9 protein-coding genes and 2 rRNA genes (1 of these 11 cut by a window edge) are annotated in these 12,304 nt (G+C 60.9%); 1 reads left to right on the forward strand and 10 read right to left on the reverse strand.

All coding sequences use genetic code 11. The annotated features are described in order from the left end of the window. Window positions 1-10: 10 nt before the first annotated feature. The 5 genes from fkpB to murJ form a co-directional block, all read right to left on the reverse strand. A complete protein-coding gene (gene fkpB, locus J3B00_RS25115) occupies window positions 11-448 on the reverse strand; it encodes an FKBP-type peptidyl-prolyl cis-trans isomerase (RefSeq protein ID WP_209873757.1) in 438 nt (145 codons plus the stop codon). Continuing rightward, window positions 441-956, reverse strand: a complete 516-nt coding sequence (gene lspA / locus J3B00_RS25120) for a signal peptidase II (RefSeq protein WP_209873760.1) — start codon at window positions 954-956, stop codon at window positions 441-443. Before lspA ends, fkpB begins: the two co-directional genes overlap by 8 nt. After that, entirely contained in the window at window positions 949-3,780 is a 2,832-nt protein-coding gene (gene ileS, locus J3B00_RS25125) for an isoleucine--tRNA ligase (RefSeq protein WP_209873776.1), read from the reverse strand. Before ileS ends, lspA begins: the two co-directional genes overlap by 8 nt. Beyond that, on the reverse strand, window positions 3,777-4,727 hold the full coding sequence (ribF, locus tag J3B00_RS25130; RefSeq protein ID WP_209873779.1) for a bifunctional riboflavin kinase/FAD synthetase: 951 nt from the start codon (window positions 4,725-4,727) through the stop codon (window positions 3,777-3,779). The genes ileS and ribF overlap by 4 nt, the downstream gene beginning before the upstream one ends. Window positions 4,728-4,844: 117 nt before the next feature. Then, window positions 4,845-6,383: a murein biosynthesis integral membrane protein MurJ gene (gene murJ, locus J3B00_RS25135; RefSeq protein WP_209873782.1), complete on the reverse strand. Its 1,539-nt coding sequence runs from the start codon at window positions 6,381-6,383 to the stop codon at window positions 4,845-4,847. A 248-nt stretch (window positions 6,384-6,631) separates the two neighbouring features. On the opposite strand from murJ, the gene rpsT reads away from it, so the two are divergent. Continuing rightward, window positions 6,632-6,910 carry a 30S ribosomal protein S20 gene (gene rpsT, locus J3B00_RS25140; RefSeq protein WP_209873785.1) on the forward strand — a complete coding sequence of 93 codons (279 nt, stop codon included), beginning with the start codon at window positions 6,632-6,634 and terminating at the stop codon, window positions 6,908-6,910. A gap of 125 nt (window positions 6,911-7,035) precedes the next feature. Here the strand turns inward: rpsT and J3B00_RS25145 are convergent, their stop codons facing one another. From J3B00_RS25145 to J3B00_RS25165, 5 genes are all read right to left on the reverse strand, one after another. Next, window positions 7,036-9,336 (reverse strand): MlaD family protein, encoded by a 2,301-nt coding sequence (locus J3B00_RS25145; protein WP_209873798.1) that lies wholly within the window; start codon window positions 9,334-9,336, stop codon window positions 7,036-7,038. Continuing rightward, entirely contained in the window at window positions 9,329-9,952 is a 624-nt protein-coding gene (locus J3B00_RS25150) for a paraquat-inducible protein A (RefSeq protein WP_209873800.1), read from the reverse strand. The genes J3B00_RS25145 and J3B00_RS25150 overlap by 8 nt, the downstream gene beginning before the upstream one ends. Beyond that, window positions 9,939-10,598, reverse strand: coding sequence for a paraquat-inducible protein A (locus tag J3B00_RS25155; RefSeq protein WP_209873802.1), 660 nt, complete (start codon window positions 10,596-10,598; stop codon window positions 9,939-9,941). The genes J3B00_RS25150 and J3B00_RS25155 overlap by 14 nt, the downstream gene beginning before the upstream one ends. A gap of 246 nt (window positions 10,599-10,844) precedes the next feature. Further along, window positions 10,845-10,960 (reverse strand): 5S ribosomal RNA (gene rrf, locus J3B00_RS25160). Window positions 10,961-11,089: 129 nt separating this feature from the next. Further along, window positions 11,090-12,304 (reverse strand): 23S ribosomal RNA (locus tag J3B00_RS25165); it runs 1,678 nt beyond the window's last position.

Raw genomic sequence — 12,304 nt, forward strand, 5'->3', positions numbered from 1 at the left:
GGCTCCAGGCTTACAGGGCCTTCACCTCGAGGATCTCCACCTCGAAGCTGAGGGTCTTGCCCGCCAATGGGTGGTTGAAGTCGATGGTCACCTGGTCGTCGTCGAAGGCCTTGACCACCCCCGGCAGCTCGGCGTTGGCGGCATCGTTGAAGATCACCAGCAGGCCCTCGGAGAGTTCCATGTCGGCGAACTGCGAACGGGGCATCACTTGCACGTTCTGCGGGTTCGGCTGGCCGAAGGCGTTTTCCGGGGCGACGCTGACGGTACGCTTGTCACCGGCCTTGAAGCCGAACAACGCGGCCTCGAAACCCGGCAGCAGGTTGCCATCACCGACCTTGAACACGGCCGGCGCCTTGTCGAACGTGCTATCGACGGTGTCGCCGTTTTCCAGGTGCAGCGCGAAGTGCAGGGTGACTTCGCTGTTCTGGCCAATACGGTTCTCAGTCATGGACAGGCTCCTCGGACTTCTTGCTCTTGAACATATCCAGCGCCAGCATCACCGCACCAACGGTGATGGCGCTGTCGGCCACGTTGAAGGCCGGGAAATACCAGCGGTTCTGCCAGTGCACCAGGATGAAGTCGACCACATGGCCAAGCACGACGCGGTCGTACAGGTTACCCAGCGCACCGCCCAGCACCAAGGCGAGGGCGACGGCCAGCCAGGTCTCGTTGCGCCCCAGGCGCTTGAGCCAGATGACCAGGACCGCACTGACCACCAGGGCGATCAGGGCGAACAGCCAGCGCTGCCAGCCGGAGCTGTCGGCGAGGAAGCTGAACGCCGCACCGGTGTTGTAGGCCAGGGTCCAGCTGAAGTAGTCAGGGATGACCACGATCTGCTGGTACAGGCTCAGCGCGCCCTCGAAGTAGACCTTGGTGGCCTGGTCGACGACCAGTACCACCAGGCTCAGCCAGAGCCAGGCAAGGCGCCCGAAGCGCCCCGCAACAGGGTTAGGCATAGTGGCGCACCTCACCGGAACCGCTCAGGTTGTCGACGCAGCGGGCACAGATTTCCGGGTGTTCCGGGTTGCTGCCGACGTCGGCACGGAAGTGCCAGCAACGGCCGCACTTGGCGTGGCCAGACTTGACCACCTTGAGCTTGAGGCCCTCGACTTCGGTAGCCACGGCATCGGCCGGAGCCTGTACGAACGGCGCCACACTGGCAGCGGAGGTGATCAGCACAAAGCGCAGCTCGTCGCCCAGCTTGGCCAGGTCGGCGCTCAGGCCTTCGTCAGCGAACAGGGTCACTTCGGCCTGCAGGTTGCCACCGATGGCCTTGGCCGCACGCTGGTTCTCCAGTTCCTTGTTGACCGCAGCCTTGACGGCCATGACCCGATCCCAGTAGGTACGGTCCAGCTCGAAGCCTTCCGGCAGCTCGGCCAGGCCCTGGTACCAGGTGTTGAGCATCACCGACTCGTTACGCTCGCCCGGCAGGTACTGCCACAGCTCGTCGGCGGTGAACGCCAGGATCGGCGCGATCCAGCGCACCAGCGCTTCGCTGATGTGGTACAGCGCGGTCTGGCACGAGCGGCGCGCGACACTGTTGGTGCCGGTGGTGTACTGGCGGTCCTTGATGATGTCGAGGTAGAAGCCGCCCAGCTCCTGCACGCAGAAGTTGTGGATCTTCGAGTAGACGTTCCAGAAGCGGTATTCGCTGTAGTGCTCTTCCAGCTCACGCTGCAGCAACAGGGCACGGTCAACCGCCCAACGGTCCAGCGCCAGCATGTCTTCGGCCGGCAGCAAGTCACGCGCAGGGTCGAAACCGGACAGGTTCGACAGGAGGAAGCGCGCGGTGTTGCGGATTCGACGGTAGGCGTCGGCGCTACGCTGGAGGATCTGGTCGGAGACGGCCATCTCGCCCGAATAGTCGGTGGCCGATACCCACAGGCGCATGATGTCGGCACCCAGGGTGTCATTGACCTTCTGCGGCTCGATGGTGTTGCCCAGCGACTTGGACATCTTGCGACCGTTCTCGTCCACGGTGAAGCCGTGGGTCAACAGCTCGCGGTACGGCGCGTGGTTGTCGATCGCGCAGCCGGTCAGCAGCGACGAGTGGAACCAGCCACGGTGCTGGTCGGAGCCTTCCAGGTAGAGGTCGGCGCGCGGGCCAGTGGCATGGCCGATATCGTGCGAGCCACGCAGCACGTGCCAGTGGGTGGTACCGGAGTCGAACCAGACATCGAGGGTGTCGGTGATCTTGTCGTACTGGCCGGCTTCGTCACCGAGCAGTTCGGCGGCATCCAGCTTGAACCAGGCCTCGATACCTTCTTGCTCGACACGCTTGGCGACTTCTTCCATCAGCTCTGCGGTGCGCGGGTGCAGCTCGCCGCTCTGCTTGTCGAGGAAGAACGGGATCGGCACGCCCCAGTTACGCTGACGCGAGATGCACCAGTCTGGGCGGTTGGCGATCATCGAGTGCAGGCGCGCCTGGCCCCAGGCCGGAACGAACTTGGTCTCTTCGATGGCCTTGAGGGCACGCTCGCGCAGGGTATCGCCAGCGTCAGGCTTGCGGTCCATGCCAATGAACCACTGCGCGGTGGCGCGGTAGATCAGCGGCGTCTTGTGGCGCCAGCAGTGCATGTAGCTGTGGCTGATGGTCTCGGTGTGCAGCAGCGCACCCACTTCCTGCAGCTTGTCGACGATCGCCGGGTTGGCTTTCCAGATGAACTGGCCGCCGAACAGCTCCAGCGACGGCACGTAGACGCCATTGCTCTGCACCGGGGTGAGGATCTCGTCGTTGACCATGCCATAACGCTTGCAGGTGACGAAGTCGTCCTCGCCGTAGGCCGGCGCGGAGTGAACCACACCAGTACCGGCGCCCAGTTCGACGTAGTCGGCGAGGTAGACCGGCGACAGGCGCTCGTAGAATGGGTGGCGGAAGTTGATCAGTTCCAGCGCCGAACCTGGCGCGGTGGCCAGCACCGAGCCTTCCAGGTTCCAGCGCTTGAGGCAGGCTTCGACCAGCTCTTCGGCCAGCACCAGCAGACGCTCACCGGTGTCGACCAGGGCGTAGGTGAACTCCGGATGGACGTTCAGCGCCTGGTTGGCGGGGATGGTCCACGGGGTGGTGGTCCAGATGACGATGGCCGCTGGCTTGGCCAGGCTGGCCAGACCGAAGGCGCTGGCCAGCTTGTCGGCGTCGGCGATCGGGAAGGCGACGTCGATGGTCTGCGACTTCTTGTCGGCGTACTCGACTTCGGCTTCAGCCAGGGCCGAACCGCAATCGAAGCACCAGTTGACCGGCTTGAGGCCCTTGAACACGAAACCTTGCTTGACGATTTCGGCCAGCGCGCGGATCTCGCCCGCTTCGTTGGCGAAGTCCATGGTCTTGTACGGGTTATCCCAGTCGCCCAGCACACCCAGGCGGATGAACTCGGACTTCTGCCCTTCGATCTGCTCGGCGGCATAGGCGCGGCACAGCTCGCGGGTCTGGTCCGGGCTCAGGTGCTTGCCATGGGTGACCTCGACCTTGTGCTCGATCGGCAGGCCGTGGCAGTCCCAACCCGGGACGTACGGCGCGTCGAAACCGGACAGGGTCTTGGAGCGGACAATCATGTCCTTGAGAATCTTGTTCAGCGCATGACCGATGTGGATCTTGCCGTTGGCATAGGGCGGGCCGTCGTGCAGGACGAACTTCGGACGATCCTTGCCAATCTCACGCAGTTTCCGGTACAGGCCAATGCTGTCCCAGCGCTGCAGAATCTGCGGTTCGCGCTGGGGCAGGCCGGCCTTCATCGGGAAGGCGGTGTCCGGAAGGTTTAGCGTGGCTTTGTAGTCGGTCATTTCAGGCTCTTCGTTAGCGGTTGAGCGTGCCAGTGGGCACGTGCGGCGGCGATGTCCGCGTCGATCGCCGACTTCAGCGCCTCAAGGGAGGCGAATCGCTGCTCTTCGCGCAGCTTTTGGTGGAACTCCACCGTCAGACGCCGGCCATACAGGTCGCCGGCAAAATCAAGAAGATGAATCTCCAGGTGAGGACGTCCGTCACCGGCGACGGTGGGACGTACCCCGATATTGGCAACACCCGGCCAAACCTTGCCGTCGATCTCGGCGCTGGTCAGGTAGACCCCCGAGAGCGGTATGCGGCGCCGCTTGAGCTGGATATTGGCGGTCGGCGTGCCGAGCTGGCGGGCCAGCTTCTGGCCATGCAGCACGCGACCGGTAATGGTGTAGGGGCGGCCGAGCAAGTGCGCGGCGAGGGCGAAATCGGCATTGGCCAAGGCCGTACGGACCTTGGTGCTGCTCACCCGCAGGCCATCCTGGACGACGGTGCTGGCGGCCTCGACAGTGAAGCCATACTGCTTGCCGGCCTCGACCAGAAAGCTGAAATCGCCGGCGCGGTCGCAGCCAAAGCGGAAGTCGTCACCGACCTCGAGGTGGCGTACGCCCAGGCCATCGACCAGGATCGCCTTGACGAAGGCGTCGGCGCTGAGCTGGCTCAGGCGCTGGTTGAAGGCCAGGCACAACACCCGGTCGATGCCTTCTGCCGCCAGCAGCGCGACCTTGTCGCGCAGACGCGCCAGGCGGGCCGGGGCTGTGTCCGGGGCGAAGTATTCGCGCGGCTGCGGCTCGAAGATCACCACGCAGGTGGGCAGGCCCAGCTCCTGACCGCGCTCGCGCAGGCGCGCCAGGATTGCCTGGTGGCCACGGTGAACCCCGTCGAAGTTGCCAATGGTGGCGACACAGCCCCGGTGCTCGGGGCGCAGGTTGTGAAGACCTCGAACCAGCTGCATAACGCGCTTCTTGCTCATAAAGTGGTCGATTATAACCACACCCGGGCGCTGGTGACAGGCAGCAGCGCCACGGGGCGGCGTGGAATGTGAAAAACCGACGCTTGGCCGGCCATCGCTTCAGTGCAGGGCGTTACGGGCAAAGTGCCGCGGGCGGAAACCGCACAGGTACAGGCAACCAAAATACGTCACCACACCGGCCACGATCAGCGCGCCCAAGCGCAGGAAGCGCTCGAGCATGCTGCCCAGCTCCCAGGCGGGCATGTAATGCATGCCTGCCAGGAGCACGGCCGACATCAGGCTCACTGCCAGCACCAGCTTGAGCAGGAACATCGTCCAGCCCGGTTGCGGCTGGAACAGGTCCTGGCGGCGCAACCGCCAGTACAGCAGGCCCGCATTGAGGCAGGCGCCAATACTGATGGCCAGGGCCAGGCCGGCATGCGCCAAGGGGCCGACCAGTACCAGGTTGAGCAGTTGCGTCGAGATCAGGGTGAAAATCGCGATCTTCACTGGGGTACGGATGTTCTGCTGGGCATAGAAGCCGGGGGCCAGCACCTTGACCAGGATGATTGCCAGCAGGCCCACCGAATAGGCGATCAGGGCACGCTGGGTCATGGCGGCGTCAAACGCGGTGAACTTGCCGTACTGGAACAGCGCAACGGTCAATGGCTCGGCAAGGATCGCCAAGGCCAGGGTGCACGGCAGTACCAGCAGGAAGCACAGGCGCAGGCCCCAGTCGAGGATCCGCGAGTACTCGTGGCGGTCGCGGTTGGCGTAGGTCTTGGCCAGGGTCGGCAGCAGGATCGTCCCCAGCGCCACGCCGAGCACGCCGGACGGCAGCTCCATCAGACGGTCGGCGTAGTACATCCACGACACCGAGCCGGCCACCAGAAAGGAGGCGAAGATGGTGTTGATGATCAGCGAGATCTGGCTCACCGAGACGCCGAGAATCGCCGGCAGCATCTGCTTGAGGACCCGCCACACCCCGGCGTCGCGCAGGTTCAGTCGTGGCAGCACGAGCATGCCGATCTTCTTCAAGGCCGGCAGCTGGTACAGCAACTGCGCCAGGCCGCCGGCCAGCACGCCCCAGGCCAGGGCCATGATTGGCGGGTCGAAGTAGGGCGTCAGCAGCACGGCGAAGATGATCATCGCCACGTTGAGCAGGGTCGGCGTGAACGCGGGTACCGAGAAACGGTTCCAGGTATTGAGGATTGCCCCGGCCAGCGACGACAGCGAGATCAACAATATATAAGGGAAGGTGACCCGCAGCAGGTCGGTGGTCAGCGCGTATTTTTCGGCATCATCGGCAAAACCCGGCGCGGTCACCCAGACCACCCAAGGCGCCGCAAGAATGCCCAGTGCGGTGACCAACGCCAGGACCAGGGTCAGCAAGCCGCTGACATAGGCAATGAAGGTCCGCGTCGCCTCCTCGCCCTGCTGCGTCTTGTACTCGGCCAGGATCGGCACGAACGCCTGCGAGAATGCGCCTTCGGCGAAGATCCGGCGCAACAGGTTGGGCAGCTTGAAGGCGATGAAGAAGGCGTCGGTGGCCACGCCGGCGCCAAACACGCGCGCCAGGATGGTATCGCGGATAAAGCCCAGCACCCGCGAAATCATGGTGATGGAACTGACTGCAGCGAGGGATTTGAGCAGATTCATCGAAAAATTTTCACGCCGGAGACGGAGGACACTACTAATGGCGTCCAGATGTGCGATACTCCCGCGCCTTCGCAGGGGAGCCAAAATTCCCGAGTTTACAGGTCGCGGCGCAGAAAGGAATATTTCCCTCTCGCGGACCACCACTCGGCGGAACCTTGCAGGTGGCCTTGACATCCGTCGTATGCATCGGCATGATTCGCGGCCTATTTTGTTTGCTATTTTCCTAAAGTCTTTCAAGGAGCTCGACGGTGGCCAACTCACCTTCCGCCAAGAAACGCGCAAAACAGGCTGAGAAGCGTCGCAGCCACAACGCCAGCCTGCGTTCCATGGTCCGCACCTACATCAAGAATGTAGTTAAAGCCATTGACGCAAAAGACGCCGAAAAAGCGCAAGCTGCCTACACCCTGGCTGTGCCTGTAATCGACCGTATGGCCGACAAAGGTATCATCCACAAGAACAAGGCTGCTCGCCACAAAGGCCGTCTGAATGGCCACATCAAGGCGCTGAAAGAAGTTGCAGCTGCCTAAGCGACGCGCTTGAACAAAAACCGACCCTAGGGTCGGTTTTTTGTTGCCTGCGATTTGGCAGAATTATTGATGTGTCAGGGCTGGCCTCTTCGCGGGGCGAACCCGCGAAGAAAGCACCGCCGAAATTATTTACCCAAGGGAATCTTCGGCGCCCACTGCAGCCACGTCTCTTCAGGCTTTTCAAACAAGGCAAACGTCTGCTTCGGCCGCGCTGGGTTACCCATCTGCTCGCCATCTGGCGTGGCGAACGCGATGCCGCCATCGATCAAGGTCTCCAGCGACTCGGTACGCACCGTCGCCCCCTTGAACAGCCCCCAGTCGAAGCCAAATCCGCTGCTGTTCCAGAACCGGCTACCACCGCGCACCAAGCCTGCATAACGAGGCTCGATGAGGATATGGATCAACACGCGATCTGCGCTCTGTCCCAGTTCGAAGCCCGTCACCTTGCCTACTGCCACTTCGCGGTAGGTCACCGGCACCCCGGGCTTGATCGAACCACGCCGAGGCGCACTCAGCGTCAGCGGCAAGCCGATTTCCTGCCCTTTGACCTCGGGTGCTTGCTCCAGGGCGATAAAGTCGCGCTGAGGCCCCTGGTTTTTAAGCGCTGGCTGCACTTCCAGGTATTGACCACCAATCAAGGTATCGAGGTTCTCGGTGCGCACCAGGCCCAGCGCCGGCTTGACCACCCAGAACGTCGTGCCGACCCGGGTAATGCGCTCGGCAGCTTCGGTAATCCGCGCCCTGAGCAGTACGGCCTGCAGATCATCGGTCAGGTCGGTGCTCTCGATGCTGCCCACATCCAGGCCGCGGAAGCGAATCGGAGTACCTGGCTTCAAGCCATCTGCGCGATCGACCCGGATAGTGATCAGCGTCCCGGCGCGATTGACCGCCTCTTCGCTCTCATGCAAACGGAAACGCGGGATATGCCGCTTGAGTGGTACGTCCGGCCGTGGCGTGTCGAAGGCGATACCGCCAGCCATGAGCGTCTGCAGTGATTCGCTCTTCACCTTGATCCCGGAGAGGCCGCCAGTCAGGGTAATTCCGCTGGCGTTCCAGAAGCGGGTCGAACCGTTGACCAGGTTGGCGTACTCCTTCTCGATGTGCACGCCAATCAGAATGCGCTTGCTGTTGCGGGCGAACTGGTAGCTCTGCACGCTACCCACCTTGACCTGGCGATACATCACCGGGCTGCCTACCTCGAGCGAACCCAAGGTGTCCGCGAACAGCACCATGTGCAGGCCTGGCGCCTTCAGGTCGAGCGGCGGCGCCTTGGCCCGAGCCTCGAACTCACGCTGCGGCCGAGCGCCCTTGTCACCCGGGCGAATGGCGATATAGTTACCCTTGACCAACGCCTCCAGGCCGGTGATACCCGCCAGCGAAATAGACGGTTTGACCACCCAGAACTGGGTCCCATCGACCAGATAGTCTTCGGCAAGCGGGTCCAGGGTTATCTCGGCAATCGCGCTGCTAAGGCCATCCTCGATCTTCAGGGTCTTCAGCGAACCGACTTGAATGCCCTTGTACAGCACTGGCGTCCGCCCAGCCTGCAAGCCCTCGAAGTCGCTCAATTTGACCTTGATGCGGATGCCTGCCTGCGCGGCATCAAAGTCTTCATAGAGACGGAACGGCAAGCTTGGATCGGTTGGCGGACTGTCCTTGCGGTGCTCAGGCGTGGCAAAGGCAATGCCGCCGGCCACAATGCTGCTCAACGACTCGCTACGCACCTTGACCCCGGACAGGTCGGCATCGATGCTGATGCCGCTGGCGTTCCAGAAACGTGTGTGTTTACGCACCAGGTCGGCGTAGGCCGGCTGAATGAAAATCTTCACTTCAACCGTGTCCTGATCCTCGGAGAGCTTGTAGCTCTTCACCCTGCCTACCTGGATCTGCTTGTAGAACACCGGGCTGTCACGATTGAGCGAACCAAGACGGTCCGCCTTGAGCGTCAGGTGCAGACCAGGCTCGGCGTCAGACAGCGGCGGCGCGGTCGAGAGCGCATTGAAGCGCTTGCTCGGCTCGCCCTTGCCGGGGTCCACGGCAATGTAATTACCCGACACCAGGGTTTCCAAACCAGATATACCGGCCAGCGTGACGCTGGGCTTTACCAGCCAGAAGCGCGTACCGGTGGTCAGGTGGGTGTCTGCCGCCTTGTTCATCTCGATGGTGGCGATAACGCCGGTATTGCTGCCTTGATCATCCAGCACCAGGCTGGTGACCTTGCCTACCGGCATGCCCTTATAGATGACCTCGGTCTTGTTGGCGACAATTCCTTCACCGGTCTTGAAGCGAACCTGGATTTCTACCCCGGCGTCCTGATAGGCCTGCCAACCGAGCCAGCCACCGATGATCAAGGCGATCAGCGGCAGGATCCAGATAGCCGACCAATTTGAAGCTGGGCGGGTTTTTGCCGTAGGCACATCACTCATGGTCGTCGTCCGACTCCGTGTTATCCCAGATCAGTCGGGGATCAAAGGTTAAAGCAGCGAGCATCGTCAGGATCACCACGCAGGCGAAGGCGATAGCCCCAAGGTTGGCTTCGACACTGGCAATGCGGCCAAAATTGACCACCGCCACCAGGATGGCGATGACAAAGATGTCGAGCATCGACCAGCGGCCGATGAATTCAATGAAACGGTACATCCAGATGCGCTGACGCGCTGACAGTGGCTGATGACGCTGCACTGAGTACAACAGCAGGCCGATGCCGACCAGCTTGAAAGTCGGCACCAGGATGCTGGCAATGAACACCACGGCAGCGATAGGCAGCATGCCGTGCTTCATCAAGGTGATCACCCCGGACATGATGGTGTCTGGGCTGCCTTGCCCCAACGAGCTTACCGTCATGATCGGCAAGACATTGGCCGGGATGTACAGGATGAATGAAGTGATCAACAGCGCCCAGGTGCGCACGATGCTGTTTGGCCTGCGGCCATGGACTATCGCGCCGCAGCGCGTGCAGGTTTGCGAAGCAGCCTCTGCCTCCTGGCGGTTGAGCTCATGGCACTCGTTGCACACCAGAATCCCGGCATCAATCGCCCGCATGCAGATCCTCCCCCGACAGCGCGACCCAAATCTGGTGCGGTGACATCACCACTTCCAGCCAGACTTGAACCAACAGCAGGCTGATAAAACAGAACAGGCCAAGGCCGACCGTCAGTTGTGCGAGGTCGACCAGCTTGACGATGGCCACCAGCACGCCCATGAAATACACCTCGAGCATGCCCCACTCGCGCAGGTGGTGGTATATGCGGTAGCAGAGCAAGCCATAGCTGCGGCCCACGTCAAGGCGGATGCTCAAGAGGACCAGCAGCTGGCACACCAGTTTGAGCAGAGGGATTGCCATACTGCACAGGAACACCACCACGGCGATCAGGTGCATCTGCGAGTTGTACAGGCCAAGCACGCCGCTCCAGACCGTATCATCGGAGGTCTGGCCGAGCAGGTGCAACTGCATGATCGGCAGGAAGTTTGCCGGTATGTAGAGCAGCAATGCGGTCAACACCAATGCCAGGCTGCGATTGACCACGTTATGGCGATGGGCGTAAAGCTCATAGCCGCAGCGTGGGCACAGGGCCTTTTCATCACGCTGGAGGGTGGGCTTGCGCAGCAACAGGTCGCACTCGTGGCAAGCTACGAGCTCGTCCAGAGGCAGTTGGGCCAGCACTTCAGGGTCAACAGGGTTGGGCATAAGGGGATCTGAATGGAAGCGTGGGCTCTATTCTAGTGTTCTGCGCCCAATTGTGGGAGATGACGTGCAGATCACAGTCGGACCAGAGGTGGATGTACACATCTGTAGGAGCTGTCTTGCAGCCGTAAAGTGCCGAGGTGGGCAGCCTTTTTGTGGCTTCAGCGGAGGCCTTTCAGTTAAAAACTTTTCAGCGCGCAAAGACAAAACCCCTACCTGCTTGCGCAGATAGGGGTTTTGCGAAATGAATCTTGACGATGACCTACTCTCACATGGGGAAACCCCACACTACCATCGGCGATGCATCGTTTCACTACTGAGTTCGGGATGGGATCAGGTGGTTCCAATGCTCTATGGTCGTCAAGAAATTCTGTAGCCAGAATGTCCAGATGGACAGCCCAGCGAATTCGGATATGTGATTTGTGATGGTGCGAATTTTCAGCTGTTTCGTCTTCACCACCGCAATTCGCGCTAGCAAATTGCTTGGGTGTTATATGGTCAAGCCTCACGGGCAATTAGTATTGGTTAGCTCAACGCCTCACAGCGCTTACACACCCAACCTATCAACGTCGTAGTCTTCGACGGCCCTTTAGGGGATTCTAGATCCCAGTGAGATCTCATCTTGAGGCAAGTTTCCCGCTTAGATGCTTTCAGCGGTTATCTCTTCCGAACATAGCTACCCGGCAATGCCACTGGCGTGACAACCGGAACACCAGAGGTTCGTCCACTCCGGTCCTCTCGTACTAGGAGCAGCCCCTCTCAAATCTCAAACGTCCACGGCAGATAGGGACCGAACTGTCTCACGACGTTCTAAACCCAGCTCGCGTACCACTTTAAATGGCGAACAGCCATACCCTTGGGACCGGCTTCAGCCCCAGGATGTGATGAGCCGACATCGAGGTGCCAAACACCGCCGTCGATATGAACTCTTGGGCGGTATCAGCCTGTTATCCCCGGAGTACCTTTTATCCGTTGAGCGATGGCCCTTCCATACAGAACCACCGGATCACTAAGACCTACTTTCGTACCTGCTCGACGTGTGGGTCTCGCAGTCAAGCGCGCTTTTGCCTTTATACTCTACGACCGATTTCCGACCGGTCTGAGCGCACCTTCGTACTCCTCCGTTACTCTTTGGGAGGAGACCGCCCCAGTCAAACTACCCACCATACACTGTCCTCGATCCGGATAACGGACCTGAGTTAGAACCTCAAAGTTGCCAGGGTGGTATTTCAAGGATGGCTCCATGAGAACTGGCGTCCCCACTTCAAAGCCTCCCACCTATCCTACACAAGCAAATTCAAAGTCCAGTGCAAAGCTATAGTAAAGGTTCACGGGGTCTTTCCGTCTAGCCGCGGATACACTGCATCTTCACAGCGATTTCAATTTCACTGAGTCTCGGGTGGAGACAGCGCCGCCATCGTTACGCCATTCGTGCAGGTCGGAACTTACCCGACAAGGAATTTCGCTACCTTAGGACCGTTATAGTTACGGCCGCCGTTTACCGGGGCTTCGATCAAGAGCTTCGCTTGCGCTAACCCCATCAATTAACCTTCCGGCACCGGGCAGGCGTCACACCCTATACGTCCACTTTCGTGTTTGCAGAGTGCTGTGTTTTTAATAAACAGTCGCAGCGGCCTGGTATCTTCGACCGGCAAAAGCTTACGGGGTAAACCCTTCACCTTCGCCGGCGCACCTTCTCCCGAAGTTAC

It is taken from the genome of Pseudomonas sp. BP8, from assembly GCF_017875955.1.
Classification (GTDB): domain Bacteria; phylum Pseudomonadota; class Gammaproteobacteria; order Pseudomonadales; family Pseudomonadaceae; genus Aquipseudomonas.

Bases quoted from the DNA above. Each gene is read 5' to 3' on its own strand.
- ileS (WP_209873776.1), bottom strand. From the start codon at position 3,780: ATGACCGACTACAAAGCCACGCTAAACCTTCCGGACACCGCCTTCCCG.
- J3B00_RS25155 (WP_209873802.1), bottom strand. From the start codon at position 10,598: ATGCCCAACCCTGTTGACCCTGAAGTGCTGGCCCAACTGCCTCTGGAC.
- murJ (WP_209873782.1), bottom strand. From the start codon at position 6,383: ATGAATCTGCTCAAATCCCTCGCTGCAGTCAGTTCCATCACCATGATT.
- ribF (WP_209873779.1), bottom strand. From the start codon at position 4,727: ATGCAGCTGGTTCGAGGTCTTCACAACCTGCGCCCCGAGCACCGGGGC.
- fkpB (WP_209873757.1), bottom strand. From the start codon at position 448: ATGACTGAGAACCGTATTGGCCAGAACAGCGAAGTCACCCTGCACTTC.
- lspA (WP_209873760.1), bottom strand. From the start codon at position 956: ATGCCTAACCCTGTTGCGGGGCGCTTCGGGCGCCTTGCCTGGCTCTGG.
- J3B00_RS25145 (WP_209873798.1), bottom strand. From the start codon at position 9,336: ATGAGTGATGTGCCTACGGCAAAAACCCGCCCAGCTTCAAATTGGTCG.
- J3B00_RS25150 (WP_209873800.1), bottom strand. From the start codon at position 9,952: ATGCGGGCGATTGATGCCGGGATTCTGGTGTGCAACGAGTGCCATGAG.